The organism is Billgrantia ethanolica (assembly GCF_021404305.1).
In the GTDB taxonomy this organism is placed as follows: Bacteria; Pseudomonadota; Gammaproteobacteria; order Pseudomonadales; family Halomonadaceae; genus Halomonas; species Halomonas ethanolica.
Genome location: NZ_JABFTX010000006.1, coordinates 24,459 through 50,332 on the forward strand (window position 1 = coordinate 24,459; position 25,874 = coordinate 50,332).

30 protein-coding genes are annotated in these 25,874 nt (G+C 59.1%); 9 read left to right on the forward strand and 21 right to left on the reverse strand.

The window, feature by feature from the left end:
• Positions 1-14 precede the first annotated feature (14 nt).
• From HOP53_RS21745 to HOP53_RS20865, 5 genes are all read left to right on the forward strand, one after another.
• Positions 15-206, forward strand: a complete 192-nt coding sequence (locus HOP53_RS21745) for a DUF1654 domain-containing protein (RefSeq protein ID WP_422677632.1) — start codon at positions 15-17, stop codon at positions 204-206.
• A complete protein-coding gene (locus HOP53_RS20850; protein WP_234271786.1) occupies positions 203-649 on the forward strand; it encodes a LexA family protein in 447 nt (148 codons plus the stop codon). The genes HOP53_RS21745 and HOP53_RS20850 overlap by 4 nt, the downstream gene beginning before the upstream one ends.
• On the forward strand, positions 646-1,926 hold the full coding sequence (locus tag HOP53_RS20855) for a Y-family DNA polymerase (RefSeq protein ID WP_234271787.1): 1,281 nt from the start codon (positions 646-648) through the stop codon (positions 1,924-1,926). Before HOP53_RS20850 ends, HOP53_RS20855 begins: the two co-directional genes overlap by 4 nt.
• 685 nt (positions 1,927-2,611) lie before the next feature.
• On the forward strand, positions 2,612-2,893 hold the full coding sequence (locus HOP53_RS20860) for a hypothetical protein (protein WP_234271788.1): 282 nt from the start codon (positions 2,612-2,614) through the stop codon (positions 2,891-2,893).
• A gap of 114 nt (positions 2,894-3,007) precedes the next feature.
• Entirely contained in the window at positions 3,008-3,427 is a 420-nt protein-coding gene (locus tag HOP53_RS20865; protein ID WP_234271789.1) for a very short patch repair endonuclease, read from the forward strand.
• On the opposite strand, the gene HOP53_RS20870 is transcribed toward HOP53_RS20865, so the two are convergent.
• From HOP53_RS20870 to HOP53_RS20880, 3 genes are all read right to left on the reverse strand, one after another.
• Positions 3,424-4,203 (reverse strand): GIY-YIG nuclease family protein, encoded by a 780-nt coding sequence (locus HOP53_RS20870; protein ID WP_234271790.1) that lies wholly within the window; start codon positions 4,201-4,203, stop codon positions 3,424-3,426. The genes HOP53_RS20865 and HOP53_RS20870 overlap by 4 nt on opposite strands.
• A gap of 64 nt (positions 4,204-4,267) precedes the next feature.
• Positions 4,268-5,434 carry a DNA cytosine methyltransferase gene (locus tag HOP53_RS20875; protein WP_234271791.1) on the reverse strand — a complete coding sequence of 389 codons (1,167 nt, stop codon included), beginning with the start codon at positions 5,432-5,434 and terminating at the stop codon, positions 4,268-4,270.
• Positions 5,427-5,741 carry an XRE family transcriptional regulator gene (locus HOP53_RS20880; protein WP_234271792.1) on the reverse strand — a complete coding sequence of 105 codons (315 nt, stop codon included), beginning with the start codon at positions 5,739-5,741 and terminating at the stop codon, positions 5,427-5,429. The genes HOP53_RS20875 and HOP53_RS20880 overlap by 8 nt, the downstream gene beginning before the upstream one ends.
• 477 nt (positions 5,742-6,218) lie before the next feature.
• Here HOP53_RS20880 and HOP53_RS20885 point away from each other — a divergent pair, with 477 nt between their 5' ends.
• The 3 genes from HOP53_RS20885 to HOP53_RS20895 all read left to right on the forward strand — a co-directional run bounded on the left by HOP53_RS20885 (position 6,219) and on the right by HOP53_RS20895 (position 7,753).
• Positions 6,219-6,494 carry an HU family DNA-binding protein gene (locus HOP53_RS20885; RefSeq protein WP_234271793.1) on the forward strand — a complete coding sequence of 92 codons (276 nt, stop codon included), beginning with the start codon at positions 6,219-6,221 and terminating at the stop codon, positions 6,492-6,494.
• Positions 6,495-6,496: 2 nt separating this feature from the next.
• A complete protein-coding gene (locus tag HOP53_RS20890; RefSeq protein ID WP_234271794.1) occupies positions 6,497-7,258 on the forward strand; it encodes a hypothetical protein in 762 nt (253 codons plus the stop codon).
• Positions 7,259-7,447: 189 nt separating this feature from the next.
• Positions 7,448-7,753 carry a hypothetical protein gene (locus HOP53_RS20895; protein WP_234271795.1) on the forward strand — a complete coding sequence of 102 codons (306 nt, stop codon included), beginning with the start codon at positions 7,448-7,450 and terminating at the stop codon, positions 7,751-7,753.
• 37 nt (positions 7,754-7,790) lie between these two features.
• Here HOP53_RS20895 and HOP53_RS20900 read toward each other — a convergent pair whose 3' ends face one another.
• From HOP53_RS20900 to HOP53_RS20920, 5 genes are read right to left on the reverse strand one after another with little or no spacing between them, the layout of a single operon-like run.
• Positions 7,791-9,332: a conjugal transfer protein TraG N-terminal domain-containing protein gene (locus HOP53_RS20900; RefSeq protein ID WP_234271796.1), complete on the reverse strand. Its 1,542-nt coding sequence runs from the start codon at positions 9,330-9,332 to the stop codon at positions 7,791-7,793.
• Positions 9,332-9,712 (reverse strand): hypothetical protein, encoded by a 381-nt coding sequence (locus HOP53_RS20905; protein ID WP_234271797.1) that lies wholly within the window; start codon positions 9,710-9,712, stop codon positions 9,332-9,334. Before HOP53_RS20905 ends, HOP53_RS20900 begins: the two co-directional genes overlap by 1 nt.
• Positions 9,709-11,136 (reverse strand): integrating conjugative element protein, encoded by a 1,428-nt coding sequence (locus HOP53_RS20910; protein ID WP_234271798.1) that lies wholly within the window; start codon positions 11,134-11,136, stop codon positions 9,709-9,711. The genes HOP53_RS20905 and HOP53_RS20910 overlap by 4 nt, the downstream gene beginning before the upstream one ends.
• A gap of 14 nt (positions 11,137-11,150) precedes the next feature.
• The gene (locus tag HOP53_RS20915; protein WP_234271799.1) at positions 11,151-12,113 is read right to left on the reverse strand and encodes a TIGR03756 family integrating conjugative element protein; all 963 of its coding nucleotides are present in this window, start codon (positions 12,111-12,113) and stop codon (positions 11,151-11,153) included.
• Positions 12,110-12,592 (reverse strand): TIGR03757 family integrating conjugative element protein, encoded by a 483-nt coding sequence (locus HOP53_RS20920; RefSeq protein ID WP_234271800.1) that lies wholly within the window; start codon positions 12,590-12,592, stop codon positions 12,110-12,112. The genes HOP53_RS20915 and HOP53_RS20920 overlap by 4 nt, the downstream gene beginning before the upstream one ends.
• 169 nt (positions 12,593-12,761) lie before the next feature.
• On the opposite strand from HOP53_RS20920, the gene HOP53_RS20925 reads away from it, so the two are divergent.
• On the forward strand, positions 12,762-13,847 hold the full coding sequence (locus HOP53_RS20925) for a helix-hairpin-helix domain-containing protein (protein ID WP_234271801.1): 1,086 nt from the start codon (positions 12,762-12,764) through the stop codon (positions 13,845-13,847).
• Positions 13,848-13,966: 119 nt separating this feature from the next.
• On the opposite strand, the gene HOP53_RS20930 is transcribed toward HOP53_RS20925, so the two are convergent.
• The 13 genes from HOP53_RS20930 to HOP53_RS20990 all read right to left on the reverse strand — a co-directional run bounded on the left by HOP53_RS20930 (position 13,967) and on the right by HOP53_RS20990 (position 25,872).
• On the reverse strand, positions 13,967-16,882 hold the full coding sequence (locus tag HOP53_RS20930; RefSeq protein WP_234271802.1) for a conjugative transfer ATPase: 2,916 nt from the start codon (positions 16,880-16,882) through the stop codon (positions 13,967-13,969).
• Positions 16,879-17,403, reverse strand: coding sequence for a TIGR03751 family conjugal transfer lipoprotein (locus tag HOP53_RS20935; RefSeq protein WP_479688674.1), 525 nt, complete (start codon positions 17,401-17,403; stop codon positions 16,879-16,881). The genes HOP53_RS20930 and HOP53_RS20935 overlap by 4 nt, the downstream gene beginning before the upstream one ends.
• Complete coding sequence (locus tag HOP53_RS20940; protein WP_234271803.1) at positions 17,366-18,817, reverse strand: TIGR03752 family integrating conjugative element protein; 1,452 nt, start codon at positions 18,815-18,817, stop codon at positions 17,366-17,368. The genes HOP53_RS20935 and HOP53_RS20940 overlap by 38 nt, the downstream gene beginning before the upstream one ends.
• Positions 18,814-19,647: a TIGR03749 family integrating conjugative element protein gene (locus HOP53_RS20945; RefSeq protein ID WP_234271804.1), complete on the reverse strand. Its 834-nt coding sequence runs from the start codon at positions 19,645-19,647 to the stop codon at positions 18,814-18,816. Before HOP53_RS20945 ends, HOP53_RS20940 begins: the two co-directional genes overlap by 4 nt.
• Positions 19,644-20,291: a PFL_4703 family integrating conjugative element protein gene (locus tag HOP53_RS20950; RefSeq protein ID WP_234271805.1), complete on the reverse strand. Its 648-nt coding sequence runs from the start codon at positions 20,289-20,291 to the stop codon at positions 19,644-19,646. Before HOP53_RS20950 ends, HOP53_RS20945 begins: the two co-directional genes overlap by 4 nt.
• Positions 20,291-20,668 carry a TIGR03750 family conjugal transfer protein gene (locus HOP53_RS20955; protein ID WP_234271806.1) on the reverse strand — a complete coding sequence of 126 codons (378 nt, stop codon included), beginning with the start codon at positions 20,666-20,668 and terminating at the stop codon, positions 20,291-20,293. Before HOP53_RS20955 ends, HOP53_RS20950 begins: the two co-directional genes overlap by 1 nt.
• Before the next feature lie 11 nt (positions 20,669-20,679).
• On the reverse strand, positions 20,680-21,048 hold the full coding sequence (locus HOP53_RS20960; protein ID WP_234271807.1) for a TIGR03745 family integrating conjugative element membrane protein: 369 nt from the start codon (positions 21,046-21,048) through the stop codon (positions 20,680-20,682).
• A gap of 45 nt (positions 21,049-21,093) precedes the next feature.
• Complete coding sequence (locus HOP53_RS20965; protein ID WP_234271808.1) at positions 21,094-21,318, reverse strand: TIGR03758 family integrating conjugative element protein; 225 nt, start codon at positions 21,316-21,318, stop codon at positions 21,094-21,096.
• Positions 21,318-21,662, reverse strand: coding sequence for an integrative conjugative element protein, RAQPRD family (locus HOP53_RS20970; RefSeq protein ID WP_234271809.1), 345 nt, complete (start codon positions 21,660-21,662; stop codon positions 21,318-21,320). The genes HOP53_RS20965 and HOP53_RS20970 overlap by 1 nt, the downstream gene beginning before the upstream one ends.
• Positions 21,663-21,808: 146 nt before the next feature.
• A complete protein-coding gene (locus tag HOP53_RS20975; RefSeq protein WP_234271810.1) occupies positions 21,809-22,507 on the reverse strand; it encodes a TIGR03747 family integrating conjugative element membrane protein in 699 nt (232 codons plus the stop codon).
• Positions 22,508-22,558: 51 nt separating this feature from the next.
• Entirely contained in the window at positions 22,559-24,751 is a 2,193-nt protein-coding gene (traD, locus tag HOP53_RS20980) for a type IV conjugative transfer system coupling protein TraD (RefSeq protein ID WP_234271811.1), read from the reverse strand.
• Positions 24,748-25,296: a hypothetical protein gene (locus tag HOP53_RS20985; RefSeq protein WP_234271812.1), complete on the reverse strand. Its 549-nt coding sequence runs from the start codon at positions 25,294-25,296 to the stop codon at positions 24,748-24,750. Before HOP53_RS20985 ends, traD begins: the two co-directional genes overlap by 4 nt.
• A gap of 9 nt (positions 25,297-25,305) precedes the next feature.
• Positions 25,306-25,872, reverse strand: a complete 567-nt coding sequence (locus HOP53_RS20990) for an integrating conjugative element protein (RefSeq protein ID WP_234271813.1) — start codon at positions 25,870-25,872, stop codon at positions 25,306-25,308.
• Between the last annotated feature and the right edge of the window lie 2 nt (positions 25,873-25,874).

Consider the following 25,874-nt stretch of genomic DNA (forward strand, 5'->3'; position numbering starts at 1 on the left):
ACAGGAGACCCATCATGGCCAAGAAACCCAAGGCGGTGACACCTCCAGCTAGATCGAAGCATCTCATACTTGAACGGCAGCCCGGCGAGAGCGCTGTGGAATGGGAGAAAACCCTGACGTCGATTACGCAGGGTGGCGCAGCCACGGTGACACGTCAGTCCGACGGAAGCGCCCTTGTGGAGTGGCGGGCAAGGACGACGCTATGACCGTCCAATTGCAAATCCTAGGTCGTGCCGTTGATGCTGCACCGGCACTTGCCTTGCCGTACCCGCTGGTCCTTGGCCGTGCCGGTCTCTCGGGCTTCCCATCACCGGCACAGGACTATGAGGGACGAACGCTTGACCTCAACGAGCGATTCGTAAAGCGCCCGGCCGCCACCTTCTTCCTGGCGGTGATCGGAGATTCAATGATCAAGCTGGGTATCCAAGGTGGCGACTTGTTGGTGGTCGATCGCTCCATCGATCCTCGGCCGGGCCATATCCTGGTTGCGCTCGTGGACGGCGAGATCACGGTCAAGCGCTACGAGATACGCAGTGGCCAGCCTTGTCTGTGCTCGGGCAACCCTCGCTATGCCCCGATCCCCCTCGAGAACCTCGACTGTCAGGTCTGGGGCGTTGTCCGCTCTGTGATTCACGAGTACGCCGTATGATCGGCCTAGTGGACTGCAATTCGTTCTACGTCAGCTGCGAGCGTGTCTTTCAGCCGCGGCTACGCGGGCTGCCTGTGGGCGTGATGTCTAACAATGATGGCTGCGTCATCGCACTTTCTACGGAACTCAAAGCCCTCGGTGTCAAAATGGGCACGCCCGCATTTGAGCTTCAGCACCTGGTACGCCGCAGGCAGATCCACCTACTGTCCTCGAACTATGAGTTGTACGGTGACATGTCTGCCCGTGTGCAAGAGGTGCTCCAGGAGTTCTCCGCAGGCGTCGAGCCCTACAGCATTGACGAGATGTTCGTCAGGTTCGACGGTTTCGAGTCGGCGCAGCTACTCGAGCACGCCCGGCAGCTGCACCACAAGGTGCGTCAGTTCACTGGCATTCCGGTCTGCGTCGGTGTCGCGCCCACGCGAACACTCGCAAAACTGGCGAACCGTGCGGCCAAGAAGATCGCCACCTACCAGGGCGTATGTGTGCTGCAGCCCAACAGCAGGGAAACCCAGGTATTGCTGAAGAAGATCGAGCTGGGCGACGTCTGGGGCGTCGGCCGCCGGCTCGTCGAGCGCCTGGCCGTGATGGGCATCAAAAGCGCCTGGGACCTTGCCCAGGCGAACCCGAAGGAGATCCGCCGCCGCTTCTCGGTCACCTTGGAGCGCACCGCCCTGGAGCTGCGCGGCGTGTCCTGCATCGAAATGAACGACTTCGACGAAGCCCGCCAGCGCATCATGACCAGCCGCAGCTTCGGCAAACTCACCGACGACATCAACGAGATACGCGAGGCGATCCGACAGCACGGCCAGCGTGGCGCCGAGAAACTGCGCCGGCAGAATGGATTGGCCAAGGCAGTGCTGGTGTTTCTGAAGACCAATCCGTTCCGCGAGGATTTGCAACAGTACTCACCGAGCCTGGTGCTCGAACTGCCCTGCCCCACGGCCGACAGCCGCGAAATCTTGCACACTGCCGGCCAGGCCTTGAAGCGGATCTACCGCAAAGGCTATTTGTATCAGAAAGGTGGCGTGATGCTGCTGGACCTGATCGACGCTGATCGGCAGCAGCTCTCGCTGCTGGATACGCCCCAAACCGACGCCGAACGGCAGCGCAGCGCCAAACTAATGAGCGTGATGGATGAACTGAACAGCAGGATGGGCCGTGGAACGATTAAATTGGGCACCCCCAGCCCAGGAGCGGCGTGGCATCTGCGCTGTGCTAACCTCACTCAGCGCTACTCGACGCGCTGGGATGAGCTGCCTGCGGCAAGGGCGCTTTAACAAGCGAGCCCGGCCGTGCGGCCGGGCCGAGCACTAGCAAACTCGCTACCAGTACACAAACCGTGCTCGAGAACAAACTGATGCTAGGGCAGGGTCACGAGCTTTGGCTCCAAAAGCTTTTTGTCCACTTGAAGGACCCTGTTTTTCAATTTCTTGTTGCTGAACATAGATTGTCCACAGCTTATCCCCACCCGTTGTTTCTCTTCGCTCCATCACTGGCTGCCAGCACCGTGCTCGCGTTGACTGGTGCTGATAAGGGGGGGGCATTGCATGGTGTCCGTCTCACCTGTAGCCACCATCCACAACCTCGGTCATCCCCTAGCTCCACCGTCTGCTCCGGCTGGGCTCACTGCCGGTCGTCTTGCGTCCCGCCATGAAATGGCGCTTGATCTCAAGCAGTGGCCAGGGCTTGTCGGCTGCGAAGGTCGACTAGCCGATGCCGGCGTGGTTGAGCGCCAGGGGATAAGACAGTGGCTTCCTTTCCCGGGTGGTCTGCTAAATTGAGCAAGTGGGTGTCTGTGCCTATGCACGGTAGAGAGGTGTCGAAAAGATCGTGACATGGCAACCTTAGCGTAAGGGCCGGTGCTCAAAGAGCCTACAAGCGAGAGCCGGCGAGCAGGGGCGCGGCAGTGCGTGCGCTAACCTTCAACGGGGCGCGTCATGCCCCAGGGTAAGGAGGCAGAGCATGAATCCAGGGCTAAAGGGCACAATTACCTTGCAGGTGCCGGGGCAGCCGGAACATACATTTAACCTCGAGGGTGAGGCCTTTTCATGGGAGGATGGTGGAGAAACAGATGCCAGCTTCCTCTTCAAGGATCTCGAAAACGATATCGAGGTGACTCTCAGTGTTGAGGATGGAAACGCGGTTTTTGGCGACTTTTGGCTTGATGATATCCGACTGGAGGTGGTCGAAGGCGATCTTGAGGCCAACGACGCCATAATGAGCTACGATCACGAGGATTATTGAGCTGTCGGAAGGGCTGCCGGACAGGCGTGCTTAGCTTCAAAGTATCAGCAGAAGCTACCCTGTGGCTGGCGCTTGAGGCGCCGGCCGCTTCTGTCGCCGACAGCTGGAGCTTCTATGGTCGACTCAGTTGATCGAGAGACTCGCAGCAAAATTATGGGCAAGGTGCGGAACAAGGACACCGGCCCTGAGATGACGGTAAGGCGACTCGTCCATGGGGCGGGCTATCGGTATCGCTTACACGGAAAGAAGCTGCCAGGGAAACCTGACTTGGTGTTCAAGGGGCGCAGGAAGGTCATCTTCGTGCATGGCTGCTTTTGGCATCGCCATGAGGGGTGCCCTCTGGCTAGACTACCGAAGTCCCGGTTGGATTTCTGGCTGCCCAAGCTTGAAGCCAACCGAGAGAGGGACAAGAGGAACGAGGAGCGCCTACAAGAGATGGGCTGGGCCGTGCTCGTCATTTGGGAATGTGAATTGAAGAGCCCCAATAGCTTGCTGTTAAAAATTTCGGAGTTTTTGGATGAAGTGAAGGGCTAGTCCGCTTCCACTATTGTACCAGATGGAATCTTCCTTCTATCATTTTTATATATGATAACATAGCCAGGCAGGGTCATAATTCTCCAGCTATCTCCAAGTGCCCGCTTTGCTCTTTGGAGGTACTGGAAAGTGGTTCCTTCAAGCGAGTCGACAGTTACTTCCTTTTCTTTCAGTTCTGGGTGTGGATTTCTGCTCCTGGGCGGCTCGGTCTGGAATCGAATGTTGTAATGAAGCTGATTCTTCATCTGTGTCAAAAGGTCTGCCACTTTCATTGTATTACTATCAGACTCCAGGATTACCACTTCATCTAAGTTAATTGGGTATAGGGCGTCGAAGCTATCGTCCTTAACTTCTGTAGAGTCACGTTCTCTGCCTGGATCATTTGAGCCGAATCCGCTATGTTGCCAACCTGGGCGAATGCCTTTTTCTCTGTAGTGCTTGATAAGCAAGCCTTCCAAGTCCATGGCTGTGAAAACGTAGACGCGTATTGCTTTGAAGCCAACTTGTTCGACATCTAGATTATTGCGAGACTGGATTTTCTTAGAGTGACGTAGCAAGCGCCTTTTTAGGCCAGCATCAGAGTCAGTTTTGCCGATATAGACAAGCTCACCATCCTTGAACAATTGGTAAACACCCTGCTCTTCTTTTACGCTAGACGATATGGTGGAGGTGTCGAGGGGACCCTCTGTCATTTCATCAAAAAGCTTCACCAATTCTTCTAGGAGTTTGGTAGGGAGATCGAACTCTAACTCTTCGATATAACCGCGCGATGGCATAGACAACCTCTCTAGAAAAAAGGTAACTATGCCACTCCCTTTACGTTTTTGAAACCGGCTTGGGTCAGTTCACCTCATGCAGCACCTTGGCGACTGAGTTGGCCACAACCTCAGCGAGCTTCACTGGGACGGCATTACCAAGCTGGCGCATGGTCTCGCCCCAGGCGCCGTGGAAGATGTACTCGTCTGGGAAGGTCTGGAGCCTTGCGGCCTCACGGACGGTGAAGTACCGCACGGAGCCATCATCGCGGACTAGCATGTTCTCTCCGCCTGGCACGCCATGCGCACCAGCCTTGAGAGTCTTCGAGGGCTCGTCGTATGGGCTCCCGGTGTGGCCCTTGTAGATCCTGGCCCCAGGGGTAAACACATGGTTTGGAATCGTGAAGAGAGATGGCTTCTCGGGGTCGGGAAGGTCGCTGATAGCATCCCTCACGGTCATCCAAGGCAAACGGTTGGTAACCTCTCGTTCCTCTGTGGCGAGGCGCTTGATGCGGTTCCTCATCCTCTCCGGAATCGCTGGGCGGTTCTTTTTGGCGATTCGATGACGCTCCCAATACTCCCCGGTGACCCACTTTGCGCGGAGCAGCTCCACATCGGAGTGAGTGGGCTCTGGAAATGACCACTCAATGCCCAGGTCTGAGCGGAAGCCGACGAGGAACACCCGTTCACGCTTCTGGGGAACGCCGTAGTCGGCAGCGTTCAAGAGCCGGAAGACGACATTGTAGGTCGGCTGCTTGCCAGACGTGTGGAGGCCTTCGAGGCGGGCAAGGTGTTCTTCCCAGGACTCGCCCTGACGCTTCACTACCTCGGGATGGCTGAGCTGGAGATACGTGTACTCGAAGTAGCTGGCGAAGCTCTGACGGAGCAACCCTTTGACGTTCTCGAAGATGAAGGCGCGAGGCATCGTCTTGTGGACGGCTTGCACCGCTGTGGGGAACATGTCCCGCTCATCTAGGTTGCCTCTGTGCTTGCCGCCCAAGGAGAACGGCTGACACGGCGGGCCGCCTGAGATAACTTCCACCCTTCCGGCGTACGGTGTCAGGTCGAATTGCCTTGCGTCACCCTCGAAGAGAACGAAATCCTCTCCATGAGAATCGTAGTGGGTCCGGTTCTCTCGGATGGTCTGACAGGCATCGTCGTCCCACTCAACCACTGCTGAGTGTTGGAACCCTGCGCGGGCCATGCCCATCGCGAGGCCACCAGCCCCGGCGAAAAGCTCGATGCTACTCATCCTGATCACCTTTCGTCCTGCTCACTGTTCCATCACCTCTGTCTTGCATTTCGGCCAAACGGCGGTTCCTGCTTGCGCCTCTTGGCTTCTTCGGGACTGCTTCCAGCCCCGCGAGTGTCTTTCTGAAGTCGATGCCCTGCTCCGCCATCTCGCCCATCAGCTTTGAAATGACCGCCAGATGGGTCGGAACCGAGGTCCGCCCAGCGTAGTTGGAGACTGAATTGCGGTTCATTCCAACCAGCTCGCTGAACTCCTTCACCGTGAGTCCCGCCTTGCCGAGTTGCCGCAGGAACTCTTGATAGGTCATGAAAATACCATAACAGAAACCGGAAGTATGCACACAAAAAAATGTGTTTTACACATAAATTTATGTACATCACTCATGAAGCTAGGTAACCGATGGGTGACGAAGGGATCCTCAAGGAAGGGTTCATGAGAGCGATGGCGACTGAATCGAGTCACGTTCGTTAAGAATGTGGTTCATGGATGCACCAATTTCGGGCAGCAGCAGCACGAGGGATATGGACGGGAGCAGCCCTTTGTCCTTTCAGCCTTTGTGGTACCCCGCACAACCCCGTCTTTCTCGGGTAAGCCCCTTCCCCTTGTCCTACCCATTCCATTACCCCCTTTGGGCCTTTTCCCCTTTCCCTCTGGGTTTCCCATTCCTTCATCAGCGCCTTCCAGGGGTGCCCTCGCGATTGCCACAAGAGTGACTGACTCTGTAACCTACAGGTACCGCTGATACCGTCCGGGAGCCCAGGTCATCTATGGTGAGTCGTGTTTCATGAACAAGAAGGATCTTGTAAAGCAGGTTGCGGCCTTCGCGGACCTGTCGCATGCTCAAGCCAACCGCTGTCTCAACGCGTTCATCGCTACCGTTACGGACACCCTGTCGCAAGGGGATAAGGTGACCCTGCCAGGATTCCAGACGTTCGAAGCCCGTCAGCGTGCCGGGTGGACCGGGCGTAACCCGCAAACAGGGGCTGATATCGAGATTCCAGCGACGACCTCCCCAGCATTCAAAGCTGGGCAGACCCTCAAGAAAGCCGTGAATGCCTGAACATGAGCCTGATTCCGTCCCTAGATATCGAATGGGGTGCTCGCCGGCCAGCCAAACCCTCCATTCAAGTGCTCGAGGTCGGCCGGAAAGATCAGGGTCCCGTCTTTCTTCTGGTTGAGCGAACCGAGAAGGCTGAAAGGTACGAGGGGAAGGTTTGCGAGGCCTCGATTTCGCTGACGTACCAGGTCATCCATGAAGACCCGACTTTGCATCACGTAGAGGGTGGCGAGTTCAGCGCCTGTTACCACCGTGACTGGGGAAGCAATGAAGAGTTGGTTAGGCTGTCCAGCACCTCCGTCCATGAGGGCGGCTATGTCGTTGTCGATCCAAGTTGGCTAGCGGGCCACAAGCTGGGAACCTACCTGCAGAATGAGATCATCGCCTGGGCACAGCAGTGGCCCGAGGCTGAAGTCTGTCAGATCAAGTTGCTTGCAGGACAGGCCTCGGCTGACAACCGAAAGCGACGGAATCGCTTCTACGAGCAGTTCGGTATACGGTTCGACTACGAGACGAGCGAACACGAGGCGGGCGTCTCGCAACCCATGAAGGTGCGGGAGCTTAATACCGTCGACCGCTGGCAGCAAAACATCCAGGAGATCCCCCTGGAGCGGTTCCTGGCCAAGGCATTGGGACAGATCCGGGACCAACGCTGGGAGCTCAAGGCGCGCGAAAAGAACCTGCAGGAGATTCGCAGGGACTGGGAGTTTGCCGTCTCGAGGCCAGTGAGATGGACACTGAAGCGTTGGATCGAACGAATAACGTAGTTGAACCCGCCAGGTGCAGGTCACGCCGGGGGATAACACAAGATCTGGTAGTAGATCTGAGTTGACTAATCACCACATATAGTGTCAGCCACCTCGTCCCCCCGCGTGAACCGTGCTACGCTCTTTGCAAACCCCTTTGCACTCTTACGCTCACTGGGGACGCCATTGAGAACACCATGGGAGGATGCCATGGCCAACGGGAACAATCAGAACGACACCCTTCAGTCCACCAAGCGGTTACTCAAAGGTTCTGCTGCCTTCACCTCTGCTCTATTGTTTGGGAATCGCGACACTGGGTCCAAGGGGCTGCTGTGGACGCTTGGTGCCGCCGCCGGGGCGGCAGTTGCAGGGGCATCGAAGACGCTGGCATCCCCCCCGCCAGATGCTGCCTCAAAAGAGGAAGTGGATGAAGAGTGGGAAGGGTGGAGTTGCCGAAACGGTATTGATGGCCCCGGTTACTACCATGGGCCCTTCCGAGTAGATGACGATGAATAAGGCCAGAAAACTCTGGCCCTATCTCTCCATCGCCTCGTTATACTTTTCCACCAGTCGCCTTTGACTGCGTTTGTCTCCCCCCTTGCTCACCAGCCGCTTGAGACTTCTTACTGCCGGTATCAAGGCTGCTGCCTACGGCCTGTCCAGCGCGTATTCCTGCCCAGCCCAGCACACCCATCCAAATCGCCGGCAGCACCAAGAACATCATCGCCTGAACGAACTGCAGCACAAGCCAGTCATAAGCATTGTTGACTGCTGCCAGCCAGCTGATCTTGGCCGCATCGCTGCTATAGAGTAGGTCGATAGCTCTGGAATCGATCCATCGAGCCAGTTCCCACCAGAATGTCAGGAACCAGGTGGCGAACAGACCAAAGGTTGCCATGCCCGCTGCCTTGTAGGAGTAGCCAGAGATCACCAGGATGAACGGTAGGCAGATCACCATGGCCATGATTAGGATCGCCTGCACCATCGGCAGGGACTGCTTAACCATGTCCATCCCCGCTGCCATCGGCAGCATGGCGGTAGCGCCCCCTACAGCGCCACCGGCAGTGGTGAGGGTCTGAAAGATCCAATCCCAGTTTCCATCCCCGCCAAGATCACGATAGCCCACAACGGTCTGATCCAGGTTTCCATTCGCCGCTCCGGATCTGGGGCTTACCAACCGACGGATCACATAGTCCTGAGCTTCGTTGCTAGTGAACACACTGCGGAAGCTGTCCCAGAACCTTGGATCGACCTGGTCGTACAATCTCGCACGAAGGCCGACATCAGCGGTTGACCACCACTCCCGGCACGTTGGATAGCCTGGTTGACCAGGCCCCGTATTCGGTCGTGACATGTCGCGGTTGGCATCGTAAGGGAAGCCAGACACCGGCCGGTTGGCGTAGAAACTGTCGTAGTAGCCAGGTGTGTCTTGGAAATAGCGACTACCAATCCAATCGACATCCTGGGCACGGCTGCTATCGACGCTCCCAGTCTGCTGGTAGAGCCGATTGCGTGCGGGGCCAAAGCAAGCCAGTTGGAACTCTCCAACTTCCCGCTGCAGGACCGAATCCTCAATACTGTTTAGGTCAAGCTCGGTGCGGATCGAATGATAGTCTGTGCTGCATGGAATAGCGGCGATGGCGGCCCCGGTCATGCCGTGGGACACCGCATGGACAAAGGCCCACCAGACAGGAATTCGTGGGATTTGGCCATCGATCGTGTTGAGCGTCGATTCACCCCATTGCCCGCTCGCAAACTGCCGAGTTCCACATTCCTGGCTGCGTCGCGCATCCAAGTCGGACGTAGTTAGCTGCAGTTGCAGGAGCGGCTGACAGGTGAACAGGAAGATAAGGGCCATGGCGTAGAGCCGCGTCTCAATACGATTGATGGTAAGGACCCCCTTAGACCCTGCCTCATCACCTTCCTGCCTTGCCCTGTACCATTCCGAAGCGATCAGAGCGATGAACGGCACCGCAGCAAGCCCAGTACCATTCATGACGCTCCAGATTGCATTGTTCACCAACCAGCCGAGCATGAGCATCGCGTTGGAGAAATAATCAAAGGCCACCAATGGCGCAGTAAGCATGCCTTCCATCAGATTCCTCCCAGCCACTTGGTGACGCTGATTAGCTCGAGCACCAAAATGAAACCAGCAGACGCGAACTCAAGGCGCTTGAGTTTGTGGCGGGCCATCAACCCGCCATCCTTGTCGTTTGCGATGCGGGTCATGACACGGGGTTTCCAACGGTGGAGCCAAAGCCAGGTGATCGCCCCATAGAGCACTACTCGCCACCCCAGTAGTAAGGGGGCGGCACTATCCATGACTGACTGCCACGCCCGCAAACTGCCGGCCATGCGCAGCCCAATTGACGCAATCAACCCGCTGAGCATGTACACGACCAGCAAGACGAACACGAACACGACCAGTGGTGGCCATCTCCTGGGGTCGTACCATGCGTGACGTGAGCGGCTCATTCGCCCTCTCCATTCGTCGGGCGGCCGCGGCTATCCAGGATCCCGCCAGGCCGTGTCGTCTCACTCCGACTGGAGGACGCCGCACGGTTAGATGCCCGCTCCAGAGCGGTGCCGGCAGCACTGGCTGCCAAGGCGCGACGGACCTCCATTTCTGATTGAAGGGTGTCGATATCACGATCCAAGGACGCAAGTCGCCGATCCAGCGCTGACATTCCCTCGTCATTGCCAGCGATACCTGGATCACTAGCGCCAGCGAGCAGCGCACGCCTAGCCCATAGAGCCTTGGTCAACGTGCGCGCCAGCGCCATCTCACTCGCCAAGCGGTGCGTAAGAAGCTGCGCCTCGGGATCGGTCCGCAGAGACTCGATCACCCCACGAGAGACGACCAAGCCTTCACCTGCGGATACGGCCCGCAGGTTCTCGGGAGAAGGTGGTTCGTTGCCGGCCACCAGAGCAACCAACCTTTCGTACACTTCCTGTTGCTCACTCTCGAGCTCACGCATCAAGCCTGTACCAGCTTGGGCCTGATGCACCTCACAGCCATCACACGTCTGGAGCTCGTCCTCGCCAACAACGGTACGGGTCCACTCGGCTGCCTCGGCAGGACTGCCCCAGACAGTACACATGCCACCGAAACACTCTCCGCCGCCACTCCCGCCGTTCCCTCCACCACCGATCCAATTACCATCATTGGTGGTAACCGAGCCCCATCCCCCGCCGCCGCCGGCGACAGGCTCGTTGCTCGTGGTATTGCTGCGCCCATGCAGTAGGTTGTAACCCGCTCGAGCAGTATCCTCGATGACCCTCATGGGTGGCTGGTTGCGCCCACCGCGCTTCTCACCACCCACCCAGGTAAAGCCGTTGTCGCCCCCGGTCTGCTCAACTTGCCGTTGTGCGGCGACTACATCGTTGGTGGATTGAGCGGAATCCTTCCAACTCTCGGCCTGAGCCCTATCAAAGAGTCCCTGTCCCATCGCCATGTCAGCCAAGCGCTCGGACATGTTCTCGCATGAGAGTTTCGCGGAATTGAAGTCGGCGCGTCCTTGGAGCACGCCGTTACTCAGCAGGTCGTAAAGCCCGGGGTTAGCGCGCTGGATAATCATGGCTGGAAGAGATGCCACAGCACCCTGGGCATTTTGAACAACCTGGCCCATGAGGTTCTGAAAGCCATCGGTCACACCATTGAGTTGGTTGCTGACGGTAGCTCCGATATCGAAGTTCCCGCATGTGGCATTCATGTTCCAGCGCACTCCAATCCCTCTGGCATAGGGGTTGTAGCCCCTGCCAGCCGAGATCGAGAATGGTGACGCACCACCAATCTGGTAGTAGAGGTTGTCGGCGGACTGAGCAACAGCATCATCACCAACCGCCACGACCATCACCGCCGCCATAGGCAGTATGGAACGCAAGAAGAGCCGCTTCATGTGGGTCTCCCTCCCTATGAGCCGGTATGAGATAGCAGGGTCTGTCCGCGGCGTTGGCAGCAGCGGTAGCGCTGCCACAACGCGAAGACATAATCGCCCCCACTATCCAACCGGTCGGCGTAGGTATCACCGGCACCGCGGTCAGGCCAAACGACGCACGATTGGCTTAGCTTCGGTGACAGGTGCTGCCACTTGTGGTTTGAATTCCCCTCCACGACAGGCCCTGGCGGCCAATGGCCGTCCCTGGCCCGGCTAACCAGCGGCTGGTAGACGTGAGGCTGCCCCGTCCGGGTCACGATGTCGGCCGATCGCTGCGCCATGAGCGCCGCTGCCTTGTAATCGTGCACCTGAGTGATGAACCCGCTACGGGGGTAGATATTCCCCCATAGGTCCGCTCCCATCTGGCCCAGCTCTCGACGTCCAGGGATCAGTGCCTCGGGATAGGCCGATTCAGGAATGCCCGAACGCCATGCAAAAGCATCGAGTGTGGAGACAAAGTACGGCTGGAACGGCTGTGCCGCTCCAGAGCAGGTGAAACCCAAGGCACTGGCGAAATGGTTGAAGAGTTCTGTGCCGGGATGGCCAATGGCGTCGACATTCTTGAAACGCAGATGCTCGTGGAAATTCGGCTCAGCATCCGAAGTACTCTGACCGCCGCCCATGGCATTACCCAGCGGCGGCGAGACCATCGCGATTTCGGTCCAGGGGTTTTCCCCGGTGTTCTCATAGCTGGAGACCACCAGCTCAGGGATGTAGTGACGGACCTTGAGCGACGTGCGGATACTGCACCCGAATGCGGTGCAACGCAGCCATACGCATATGCCAACAACGCGATAGTCCAGGCACTCCGTTGACAGCGCGGATTGCACTATCATCGGGGTGGTAATCGCCTTGGTCGGCTGTGAAACGAGCACTCCTCCCAGGCTCAATAGCCCGACCAGCAAGGCCCACCTCAAGCGAGAGACTCGGATTGTCATCGTGTCACCTCCCCTCGAGTATCGAGAATCTCGGCGACTGCTGCGGAGACGTCAGGTTGGCCATAGACTACGAATTCACCATCCACGACCACTGCGGGCACCTTCTCCACCCTCAGCATCCAGGCCCGAGCCACACCGACATGCAGCTCGCCATAGCGTCGTATGGCGTCATTCCATTCCGGGGACTGCATCCGATCGCGCATGACCGCCTCTGCCGCGGACAGATCGGCCGGCAGCCCTTCCGACAGCTCGGCATCGAGACGAGCCGGCGCATCGAGCTCAATGACTGCTGTGCCAGGTGGCACATTGGTCACTGGGATGCCGGCGATGGTGAACACCTCAACGGTGTCGCTGAATTGCGGGGCAGGTTCCAGGGCAAGGGAGATGCCCTGTCCCAGCCCGGTAATAGGGGCCAGGACGGACGCACTGACTGCTAGGAGGGCCAGCCAGCGGCGGTAAATGTGGAGATGTCTCTGCATGGATGCCACTCCAGACAATCGATGGACTGTCACAGGAATACCTGTGTACTGGAGCTGGCTCAGTAGAAAACATTAATTCCGTATCTAGGGTTTGCCCACTGTCCCCTTGACGTAATGCACAGTTCGCTCTTCCCTATGGCCACTATCCAAACAACGAGACAAGACCGTCATGCACCGCCTCACACACCTTCTTGCTATGGTGCTGCTGCTCCTGCCAGGTTTAGCCGTAGCCGACGTCCTGCTGGGTAGCTGGAACATCCAGAACCTTGGCTGGAACAATGACAAGCGGTTTGACAAGGTGGCCCATATTGCTGGCCACTTCGACTTCCTGGCCATCCAGGAGCTGATGAACGAGCAAGCGCTGGAACAGCTCGAACGAGAGGTTGAAACCGCCTCGGGCGAATCCTGGTCATCAATGGCCAGTCATGCCCTGGGTCGAGGTAGCTATCGTGAGCACTACGCCTTCCTGTGGCGCGACAGCGCCGTGGAGTATCTGGACGGGGCAGTCGTCTACATCGATGACCGGGATGCCTTTGCCCGGGAGCCGTACTCGGCGCGGTTCCGGAGCCTTCGCACCGGACAAGAGTTCGCCGTGGGCAACGTCCATATTCTCTACGGCAATAGCGTTGGCGACAGGCTTCCCGAGATCCAGGCCCTGGCAAACTACTGGGAATGGCTTGGTGAGGTTTACGAGGGCACCCCCCGTCTGCTCATGGGGGACTTCAACCTGGCTCCACACCACGCTGGCTGGGAGCCGCTGAGGGCGATGGGGGCAATACCTGCCATCACCCAGGGCGCCACGACGCTGAGCCCAGTGGATGGCAGGTTTGCCAACCTCTACGACAACATCTGGAAGATTGAGGGTAAGCTCGAGATCGGCCAGCGTGGCATCCTGACATTCCCACAGGTGTTCGGCATTGATCATGTCAGGGCCCGGGACGTCATCTCCGACCATGCTCCGGTCTACGTAGCGCTCGGCAGCGCAGAGCTCGTACTGCGTCCATTTTCTTCCCAGAACCTGGATGCACTCTCAGCGGCCAACGATTCCCCCTATTGCATCGATCTTAACTCCGCGACGAGTGAGGCACTGCTGGAGATCCCCCATATCGGCCCGACAAGGGCTGACGCCATCATCGAAGGACGACCCTGGGAGCACCCTGAGCAGCTGGTGAGGATTTCTGGAATCGGTGATAACAGGCTGGAAGAGATATTGACGAGCAAAATGTTGTGTGAAGGCATCGCGCCCGGGCATTGATGGTAACAAGGCCCCAGCGGCCTCACGACCAGAGCTGACAATTGCCGTAATCCTGCGTTAAAGCCGAGGAGCTTGGTACCGCGACTATGCCACTTGAACCTTCTAAAGGTGCCGTTGGGTCATGAGCCAATCCCCCTGGCCTCATCCAGCCTCCTGGCGATCTCAATTGCCGCGTCAAGCTCGGAGCAGTTAAGCTCTCGCATCACCCGGTCCCGCTCGGCCTTCTCGTCACCCTCAGTACCCGCCAAGGCGAGGTATAGACTCGGCGGCACTACCCTAAACAGCGCCTCAAGACGCCCGCCCAGCACCACCCCCTCGGTGTACTTATGGTTGGCTTTGGTGGCCGACTGCATCAGTTGACGTTGCGCCGGCGTAAGCTCCTTGAAGCGAGAAACCTTGTCGATCTCATCCTTGGGCATGGTCAGACAGACCCACCACTCGACCATATTCAGCAGCTTCGCCGCCGCATCGGGGAAATCATCCAGATTCTGGGTCGCAAACCAAAGCCAGTGCGACAGCTTCCGCCCCATTTTCCCGACTTTCACCAGAAAGGGCGACAGTAACGGGTTTACGGTGAGAATGTGGCTCTCATCGATCACTTGGACGATAGGCCGACCCGAATATTGGTCTCGCTCGGCCATGTTCGCGATCATGTTGGTGATTGAGATCACCGCCAGGGCCAATTGGGCCTCATATCCTTCGCGCGCATAGTGGGCCAGGTCGATGATTGTCACATCGCACTCTGGCCAAGGGTCTCCTACCGAGTTGAACACCTCGCCATCAAAGCCGTCGGTGAATAGGCCCAACGCTTCCCCCATGTCGTAAGCACGCTCCCGCGACTGTTCAGGGATCCCTTGGTCCTCCGAGATGTCGCGGAAAGCACGGCGCACGTCCTCGGTACGGCACTGCCTTCCCTCGGCATGGGAAGCGCGGGCCGCACGATAGATCGCATCACGCACCATACGCCGGTCTGAGCGTCGGAACTGCGCCTCCTCCTTGGGCTCACCTCCGGTGATCATCAGGCGAGCCGCAATCTCCATTTCGCCAATCAGGTCCCGCTCATCATCATCCTGCTCATCAACCGCCTCAACAAGAGACTCCACTGAAGCCGACTCGTAGGGGTTGTGATCCTCAGCATCGCGCAGGCGGCGTGCCGCCTCCATCTCAGCGTCCAGCAGGCGGTGGGCTTCAGTGAAGGGCGGGAGCCTGGCCCCACATCCCGGGGCTAAGCGAACCTTGTTGACCTTCAAGCCCTTGCGCTGGAAATAATCCGCGAGCAAGCCGAAGGAATTGCCGACCTCAATGATAAACAGCCGTGGCCGGTGCAGCGCCATGACCTGGCTGGTGACCGAATTCAGCGTGGCGGATTTACCCGCTCCGGTCGGGCCAAAGAAGAACATATGGGCATTGGCCGCACGGTCGGCGCGATTCAAGGGATCGAAGCTGAAGGTACCACCACCACGATTGAAGAAGCTGATTCCTGGGTTGCCGGTACCCCTGGCCCGGCCATACAAAGGTGCCAGGTTAGCGATGTGCTGCACGAAGTTGATCTGGGTGTACCAGCGGCTGCGATCCAGCTCCGGATCAAAGGCCATAGGTAGCCAGCGCAGGTAGCTATTCAGTGACGCCACCTCGTCCTCGGGGTCCACCGGCTTGAGGTTGGCGTTGATCAATTGAGTCGTCAGCTGCATCAGGCGATGCTGCAGCTGCCGGTCATCCTCGCCGTGCACGTAAAACACCAGCGACGACTGGTACAGCTTGTGATCCTCACCCAGGAAGCCTCTCACTTGATCGCAATCGCGCCGGACCCTCTCAGCCACCACGCTGTCACCAACCGCCTTCTCTCGCAGCCGATTGATGTGATCCTCAAGAGGCTCCTGGGGCATGGCCACCATAGTCAGGCAGTATTCAGTCCCCTCCGGCAGCAGATCCATCAGAGCATTGGAGACCGAACTCCCACCACGGCCATTGCCCCTGGTCACCTCGCCAGTGATATGTCCGACCTTGGGCGCGTGACGCAGCTCTTCCACGGGTACCACGGCATGGGGCATGTCATCGAAGAACCACACACCCTTCTCGACATCGCCGAACGGGGAGCTCGCCAGCATCCCCTCGGCCAGGTCGTACTGGGGTAGCCGCTCTCCATCCTCCGGGTAGTCGAAGACATCGTAGAAGCGCTGTGGATCATCAGGCGAGTAGCGCGGCCGTGGATTGAAGCGCTGCATCATCCAGCGATGGAAGTCGCGGCCGTCATATCGGCGCAACTCCAGCCCAGCGGACCTGAGTGCAGACTCTAGACGATCATAGGTGTGGTTGACGGCATCCTCCGGGTGGAGATCGCGAGCTGACTGACGTTCGCCAAGCCGGGCCCTGCTGTTGCCTATCCGGCGATACAGCACCAGGCGTGTGCGGCGAGTCTGTCCTCGCCACTGCGTCTGGGTTACCTGGTCGTCCTCGAAAAGCCCGCCAGGCTTGGCGATCGCACGGAGATGTGCCTCCATGCTGGCTAACCACGCTTGGGTATACTCGGTATCCAGCAGGCCGGGACGGGCATAAGCGCGTAGCCGTTCGAGATCCTGACGAGGATCGGTATCGTCCCGGCCATAAAACTGAACTACCCAGGGGTGGTGATCATTCTCCGGAAGACTGTCCTGGAGCGCGGCGGTTATCGTATCGCGCACCTCCTCCAAGGCCTCGGAGGAGCGCCCCTCCGTTGGGACCGGGATGACCTCGGCCACCACCCCCACCGACACCCCGTCCTCGAGTAGGAAACACCCAGACGTTGGCAGGTACTCGACCCAAGGCAGGCGCGATGCAAAGCTCGGCGCCCGGCGGTAAGCCAAACGCAAGGATTCCTCGGTAATCGGCTTGCCTCGCGGCAACGAGAGAGGTCGACCTCGCTCATCGGTCACCAGCACCTGAACTTGTGCAGGAACTCCCTCCGCCTGATCGGAAGCTTCTGAGAGAGCCCCTTGTTCTCCCCCCGCACCCGTGGGTGGGAAGAGTCGACTCATCATGCGATCAAAAACGCTCATTGTCCGCCATCCCCCGAACGCTCGAGCGTTACCAGGCCAGGCCGGCGCTCGGGCTCGGGAGCCCGAGGACGAGACGTCTCCCCTGGCATGGCGTATTGCGGTCGCGTATAGAGGGAGAACACCGTGGAATAACCCGGGATTGGGACCTCAGCACCGGCCAGATGCGGGAAGACATACATGACCAGGTCGGGGTTGGGCAGCCGCGTGAACTGGCTGTAGATCTCGTTGGTGGCGTCTCGGGTGTAGGCAAGCCGCTGATCCAACAACTCTCCATCGCTGAGGGCCCGGCGCAACTCGCCACGGGCATCGAGCAGCCCGCGTTGGCTGAGGCTGTCGCCCCCGCCGCCGGCACCACCCTGGCGCCACAGTTCTTGCATCGACACCCCATCGTGCTGCCACATCTCGTCCTTGGACGTCGCACAGCCGGACAGCAGGCCCAACCCCACGACCCCGACGGCAAGCACCATTGCCTTCGATAGCCGCTTACGGCATTTCATAGCGGAGCGATTGGTCACGCCCATAGTGCACCCTCCTGCCCTGGGTTTCGTAGTCGATATGCAATTCGCGGTCGATATGAATGGCCACCTCTTTACCGGGTGGTACGAAGACTGCGGCGAATGCTTCCCCATACAGCCGGTTGACCCAGCGCGACATATCGTTGACCCCGGATGCCATGATCTGATTGACGGCCTGATTGCCACTCATGGCGGTAGAGACGGAGCCATCCGTGTTCATCGTCGAGACAATGTCACCGTCATCACTGAGTAGCGAAGCCACGCCGGCACCAGCAGCGGTGAGTAGGGACTGGGTGCCCAGGTATTGCTTGGCATTACTGCTGCGTTCACCACTGACGCAGGGGATACCAAACCCATCCGAGATCCAGCCAATCTTGGTCCGGGAATCACCCGATCCACTGTTCACATCCTCGGGCGTCGGCAAGGTGCGGACGGTACCGTCCTCGAATACGAAGGTCACCGAATGCACGTCGCCGCGGACACACGACAGTGTCCAGTCTCCAGTCGCGGTGCCACTCATGATCGCCGACTGGACCTCGGGCAACTCGATGCCATTGGCGGTCAAGTTGTCTTTGCCGACGACGATTTTGAATGGATATGGATCTGTAACCGTGCCATCCACGGGCACACGCCCGATGAGCGCGGTCATGGCCAGCGAGCCCATCAGCGTGGCGTTCTCCGGCACGGTATAGACGGGCTCAACGGTGGAAGCATCGGGCTGACCCGTCACACGACTCTCCACCGCGCTGGCCGTGCGCTGCCCGACACTCTTGGCGGTACCCGCGGCCTCGCCGAAAGACGTGGGGAAATTCAGCGCCTCCTCAGAGCTGCCACGGCGGGAACCCTCCAGGGCATCCATCGGCTCGATCCAGGCCAAACCTGATGCAGCTGCGCCGCCACCTTCAGAATCCCTTGAGGGAGATCCCCCACCCTCAAGGCCAAGACCGATGGGAAGGTCGTTCTGTTCGCCTCGGCTCTCGACGCGACGTTGCAGCTGATTGAGCTGCTGTTGCAGAGTACTCAGCATACTCTGGTCCTCTCGCCCTCTCTGACGCGCTGCGGTCTCCTGTCGCTGCCGCTCGGCTCGCAGAGCCGACTCGATCTGTTGATCGACGTTTCGCGCCTGCTCGCCGAGACGTTCATTTTGTTGGCGTAGCGCTTCGCTCTCGGCCCGTGAGCGTTCCAGGTCGTCACGCATCGACTGAACCTGGCCCACCAGGGTGGCTACGGTGTCCTGGGGGGTATCCCCCTCGACACCTAGTGCCAGCAGCTCATCCTGGGTCAGTTCAAGGGTGGGATCGGCCTTAGCATCGCTCGCTTCTCGGCTGCCCCCTCCCCCGCTGCAAGCTCTCATCATCACCATGATCACCACGACAACCAGCATAGGCACCAGGATCTTCAGCAATCCATTACTCTTCATGCGTCATCCCCCTCCTCACCGGTATCGGGGCGCAGAAGGATTGCCTGGGCGAGACTTCCGCCACGGGTCACGATGAACACCGCAGTGGTGTCCTCCGCGCTACCCTTGGGACCGATACTCGGATGCATGAACGTGGCGCTGTACAGGTCTCCCTGGAGCCAACGTGGATCAAGCTCGAAAGCACGACGGCGATCCTGGTTGGTAAGGCGTACGGCTGTCACCGTATAACCGTCTAGAGCCCATGCTGCGAGAGGGGTTGCGATCACCGGCAAAGATGGCAGCAAGGTCGGTAACGACTCTGGCAGACGCATCGGCACCCGCCGTACGCCGGGCAGAGGCTCTATGGTACGCAGCGGCGAATAGAGGGACTGAGCCGCGTGACGAGTCAGCGCAACTGGCGTCGGTGAACGGGGCCCGGGATTGGCTTCACGGCTGCCCGTCGAGCGCTCATCGTCTTTCGCCTCGGTCGGTGGCCGCGCCTCAACGATGCGGATATCTTCATCGCTCGCTCCTTGCCGGGCCGACAGGTCAACCAGCAGGATCTCGCCGCTCTCGACGTCCTGAAGCTGCACCCGCTGGGTATCGAAATCCTCGTGAGCCAGCAGGTAGAGCACCCCACCGGTGCTCTGTACCCGCAGGATGTCGGGATCGGCAATCGCCGCCGGCAGCCCGACCCGGACGTTGCGATCCAGCACCACGATCCTCTCACTGCCCGTGGGCAACGGGATGGACAGCGGTCGACGATTCCACTCCATAATCTCCACCCCCCAGGCAGGCAGAGCCATCAGCACCCCGGCCACAAGCAGCGTCCCACGACGAATCAGGCTCATGCGTCATCTCCTTCCCGGCTGGGGGTAGGTACCTCCAGGCGCTGCGGCACACCATCGAAGCAATCGATCTTCAGGCCCCAAGGATTGTTGGCGGGATCGACATCGGCACGAACGACTCGCAAGGGGTAGCGGATGTACACGTCTCGAACAGGCGTACCGGCGTACCGCTCATCGATTGCCAGATCGAGGGTCACCACCCACGAGTCACGGCTCAGGATCTCAACGGACTCGGGACGGTAGCCCCGACCGGGGATCTCGTAGATACCCCGTACACGATTAGTGAGCTCGTTGCGTTCACGCCGTCGCTCGTATTGACGATTGAGCTCAATCTGGCATGACGGCGTTAGGAAGTGCTGGTAGGCATACAGGTTTCGCCGATAATCCGTCTCGCCGTTTTTTGGCCAACGGTTAAGCTGCTGCCAGACATACCAGCTGAAGGCATAAACGCTTGAGGGTGGGACCTCCCACCAGGCTCGGGTGCTGCCGCTTCGCAGGTCAGGGGGATTGTGGATAGTCAGGTCCTGGGGAGCGGTTTTCCAGCCCCACCACAAGGCACCACAGGCGATCACCAGGACCACAAGAATCCCGCGCAAGGTCAGAATATGAGCGTCACGGGCAGACAATGCATGGCGATATCGGCTCATCAGCGGCCTCCCTTCAGAGGCCTATCACGCCGGATCCGATAAACGGTCGAGCTTGTGATGAGTGCCGCGCCCTCCCCAAGAGGAAAGCCGGCACTCGCCAACTGCCAATGAAGATTGCGATAGAGCCAGGTGGTGGAGCGACCCCGGCGAAGCCGGCGCATAATCGTCCCACCGAACCAGATCGCTCCCCCAGCAGTGGCGAATGCCACAGTAGGCACCATGGCGACAATCCCCAACAGCCAGGCAACCACGATGCCTACCGGCAGCCCCGTGGCGAATCCGAAGGCAGCCATCAGGACAACTTCACGCCCCGTCATGCCGCGAAACACCACCGGCGGCTCGTTCAATCGCTTCGGGATGAAGGCAATGTTCGTCATGATGCCTACTCTTACTGAGACAGGATCGGCGCGGCTTCTGTCGCCAGCCAGATGATGGCGAGGATCAGCACGACACCCACCAGAACGGTGACGGCGAACTTACTCCAGGTCTCCCGCTCTCGCGCTTCCTTAAAGGAGGCCACAGAGGCAGATCCCACAACCATGATTGCCACCACAGCCAGCACTAAGCCCAAGAGGATGGCGCCATCGTAGAGATAGCCCTGCGCCATCGACATGAAGCCCCCACCCCCTTGAGAGGGCGCTTCAAGCTCCGGCAACCCTTGCTGAGCCAGGGCAGTGGCAGGCAGAACTAGCGCTGCTATGGCCGTAGTGAAGCTCTTGGCCATACGTGCCGAGCGAGAGAGAATTGCGTCTTTCATCTAGTGACTCCTTTGGTTACACGTCGTTGCTGCGTTGCCAGCCGTTCACACGAACAGCCAGATGAAAATCAGGATGAGCAGTAGCAGGCGCACGGCAGCAAAGCTCATCACGTCCCCATCGACGTTGCCTTTTGCCCAGCCGCGGTACGTCGAGATGAGTGCCCATGCCGCCCACAGGATGGCCGCCACGCAACCCGCCGCAGCCAGGACAAGGAAGATCGTGTTGGTGTCGAACCCCGCAGCTGCTTCGAAGGCCTCGGCGCTATCCATCAGCGAGCCTCCCCGAGGTAATCACCGGAGAGAGGCAATGGCTGTCGTGGCGGTAAGCGAGGTGGGGCCAGGTATTCGTCGATGCCGTCAATGATGCTTTCGAGGTCAGCACGGAGTTGCCGGGTGTCGAGATAGTTGCGGTGAGTTGCTGGGTCGGCATTGGCCTGCCGGGCTTCCAAGCGCTCAACCACAATCCCGATCTGCTGCAGTTGTTCCTGCACTACGGCTAAGTCACGTCGCAAGATCTCGTCGTGCACCTCGCCCATGGCGGATAAAGGCGCTGTAAGTGCTAAAGCAAGCACGCTGGAAGTTGTGGCAAGACATAGGCGAGAACGGGATAACATTGGCTCGGCCCTGCGATGAATAGATATGAGCATCGTCAGGGGAACTGGCAACCAGTTCAGCCATAAATGTTAAGCAATGAAGTGAGGTATTCCGGCCATAAAAAAGACGCCCCGCAGAGCGTCAAGGGTCTCAGGGAGAAAGCAACCTAGAGATACTTTTTGAAGCTGCCGCTGGCGATACTGATCATCAACCCGAACAGTGCCGCACAGGGTAAGAGAAATACGTTGGGGTGGATCGCAAAGGGAACACTTAGATAGATGATCCAGCCCACCACGAAAATCGGACCGACAGCCCGCTTCGCATGATGGTAGATAAATGCAGATTCGCGTCCCGCGCCGAAGCGGCGCAAGTCGCGACGAACCAGGCCATCGACGAAGCCAACGAGCCCCGCCAGGGCGAACAGTGGCGACGTCAGGACCAGGATAACCACCCGGGTCAGCGTCATCAGCGTGACGTAGATAGCTGCCTGCAGATATTCATGTAGGGTACCGACCCAGCCCCCTACGTCAGCATTCGCCTCAAGGAAGGTAGAAATTCCCGTCCACACGAATAGCCAGTGGTATGCCTGGCCGATGAACCAAGTCGCCGACTCTACCGGGCGAGACAGTACCAGTGAGCGAGAAAACTCAGTGTCTAGCCAGCTCATCTCGCGCATCATCGTCGACCTCGCATGCTCTGCTCCCGGTTGCTCCCACCAATGCCAGTAGATGCCCGCCCACTCGATGATGATCGAGCACATCAATGACACCAGCAGAATGCCCAGAAGCCGCATGGGGATTCCCAGCGATCGCGAAAAGAGCCCTGCACGGCGCTGCTGAGTCTGCTCAGCTGTCCTGGTCGCCATGAGACGCTCCCGCTTTCACCGGCTTCTGATTCATCGACCAGCTGATAATCGTCAATTGCTCCACGACGAAGCCCCCTCATCTTGCTCCCCCGCCATGACCACGGCACTTGGGGCTTGATAGATTGCCTGGCGAGTTCCTTCCCGAAACTCGGCCGGGGGTTCAAACCTGATTGGCGCCGGCATGACCTCTTCCCACCATCTTTCGCCAGTGCTGTACCGCGAGCGCATGCCTTCAGCAATGTCCTGAATGCCTTTGGGTATGTTCTTTCCCTTGTCGGGTAATGGCAGCGGCATGCGGATCTTCCATAGCTGCCCGCCCTCGAGCAGGGCAAAGGCCTGCCCCTTCGGCAAGCTCACCACATCCGCCGGCTCGAGCATGGGCACCGGAACGGCGCTAATCCGGTCACCGCCAGAACTAGTGAAATCGACGGCGCTGTCCACGTCCGAGTTGTCCCCCGCCATGGACACCTGCATGCGGGTCGCCACGTTGACACGGCGCAGCTGATCGGTCAGCAACCGGGCGGTGCGCTCCTCCCGCACACGAAGCATGACCAGGTTGTTGAAGTTACCGATGACCTGACCAGCCTTGGCAGCGCTCCCAATGCGCGCCTCGATGTCACTCATGGTTTGGGTGTAGGCCGTCACCTGAATACCAGCGCCGCCACCCTTGTTGATCAGCGGGATGAACTCATCACCCATCAGCTCATTGAATTCGTCGCAGTGAAGGTTGATCGACACCTTGCCGGACTTGTGACCAGAGACTTTGGGCAGCCCATCGTCGACACCATGCTTGTAAATATGGCCCGCCACCGACACCAGGTCGGCAAACATGCTGTTGCCCACCGCCTGGGCAACCTCGAAGTCGGAGAGGGCATCGAGCCCGACATAGACGATGCCGCGCTTACGAATGATCTGCTGCCAATCGAAGATCGGTCGCGGGTCCTCCAAGTCCTGATAGTCGGGCGACAGAAGCTCGGCGATACGCCCGGTAGTCAGCTTCTCCAGCAGAGGCAGAAGCGAGGCCACAATCTTGTCGAAGTAGGTCTTGTCGTAGCGCACAGCCGACCTCAGACCCTCAAGGACGGAGTCGCGTACCTTGACCTGCTGCAGGTACTGCTCAATGGCCACCACTCGCTTGTCGCGGCCTTTCATCGCCATAGGGATGTTCTTGTCGTTGAGCTTGCCCTCGATCTCGCTGATCGTCTCCCAAGCGTTGGGGTGATGCTTGGTCAGCGTTTGCTGGGCGTACTCGATGAGCAGGGCATCAATGTTCACCACGTCGGCGAGGATTTGCTCATAGGAAGGCCGCTGGCCCAAGGCATGCCGGGCTCGGGACACTATGTTGACGAACCGCCAGGCAAACTCGCGGAATGCCGCGCTGTTACCCTCGCCGGAAAGCTGGCCGGCAATACGAGTGGCCACCTCGGAGATGCGGCCGAACCTACCCACTGCGTTGTAGCGGGCGCTGATACCCGTATAGCCAAGGTGGAAGACATAGAACTCATCACCCCGCCCAGCCCGCAGCGCTTCGATGTACATACGGATCATCAAGTCCGCATCCCCCTTGGGATCGAAGCAGATCACCACATCATGCGTCTCTCGATGGATGTCCTGGGTAATCATCACCTCGGCCAGACGTGTCTTGCCGACCCGGGTGGTTCCCTCCACCAAGGTATGACCGACTCGCTCCCCCAAGGGCAGGTAGACATCAATCTCCCGCCATTCCACGGCATGCAGAGCGGGAATCCCTCCCACCGGCGGAAGTGGACGGACAGGGTTGAGCGCGCTATCTGCGCTCAGCAGTCGAATCACGATGTACAGCGACCGAACACGCTCCAGGCGATTCTCCAACGTTCGAGCCAAGCGGTAGATTCGCGATGGCCTGACATATTGCTCGGTATCCGGCTGTTGGCTCTCGTGCAAGCGCTGAGTATGCCTGGCCTCCCACTTGAAGCCCTTACCCAGCCACAGGTTGCGTTTGCTGACGGGGATTTGATCACTGCGAAGGGCGAAGCGCGGCAGGCGACGCATATTTCGGCGGTAACGCAACACGATCCACCCCTGCCGAGCCCGCCACAGCCCGAAAGCCCCGAACCCGGCCGCCATGCCGATCCCCACGCTGGGCGTTAATGCCAGAGCCCAGGGAGCGAACAGGCACAGCACCGCGCAAGCGATACACACCACAGCCGTGTTGAGCTCCACCGCCGGCCGAAGGAGTGACTCAAGAGGATGCACTTGCTTCATGGCTCACTCTCTTCGCTATGGGTGACTTCAACGGGTCTGTTCGATTCAAGATGTTCGAGTACATGGATAGCCAGATCGGTGAGCGCTCCATCGCCCCCCAGGCTGGCCAAAGTGGTGCGGTAGAGGTGGTCATCGCATCGACTTGCCTTGGTAAAGCCGTTGAGCAAGCGCATCAACTCAGCATCCTGGCAATGGGATGACTGAAGAAAGACCACCAGGGCACACAGGCGCGGATCCCGCCCCTGGTACACACGGGGAAGAGCATGCTCACCGAAGCCGGCCTGGATTGTCGCTATCTGTTCCCATGCCTCGGGCGGGAGCTCCTCATTGGCCAATTCCAGGAACAGGTTGTCCAACGCCTCAAGGCACCCGACCTGGGAGACAACCCGTTCAGCTTCCAGAGGCCTACCAAGTCGAAGTGAGGTGAGAGCACTGATCCTGAGCAGACGAGAAGCGAAGAGTCGAAGTTGATGCGAATCTGCATCGGCAGGCACAGGGCTGAGCTTAGGTACATTCAGATCGTCGAAAGCAGTGTCAGGAAGCATCTATGTCCCTCACTGCTCGATGCCGGTGGCAGTAATCAGAGCCGGATAATGGGAAAGTCCCAGACGCCCAGCCAGGTCATCCCCTGAGACCGGCCGCATCTCGAGCCCCTGTGCCAAGACCCTCAGCTGTTCCAGCCCCTCCAGGTCTTGCACCTGGACCACCAACCCCACAGCGTTAAGCTCACGTAGGAACTCCCCGCGCTCCGCCAGCCAGGCCTCGGACAGGTCATCATCACCAACCAGAAAGAAAGGCGTCGTACCGGCAGGCAAATCCAGCGAGCGGGCCTGGACTAGCCCCGGCGACATCCGCTCGCTCACCACCGGCAACATGTCCCGCTCGCTGATAGGCACCGGAGCCCCCGCATCGGGCACATAACCCTGCTCCTCTGACACCCCAGCCATGCCGATGGCCACGTAGTAGGGGCGAGCGGGCTCACCACCATGGTCAGCCACCACCGTTAGTGGGGGGAGAAGATCGGCCGCAAGATCTCCCGATTGCTCAGGTAACGATTGAGCCAGCACCGGCTGCAGGGCGACTGCGGCCAGTCCGACAACAGAGATTAGGACTCGATTCATAC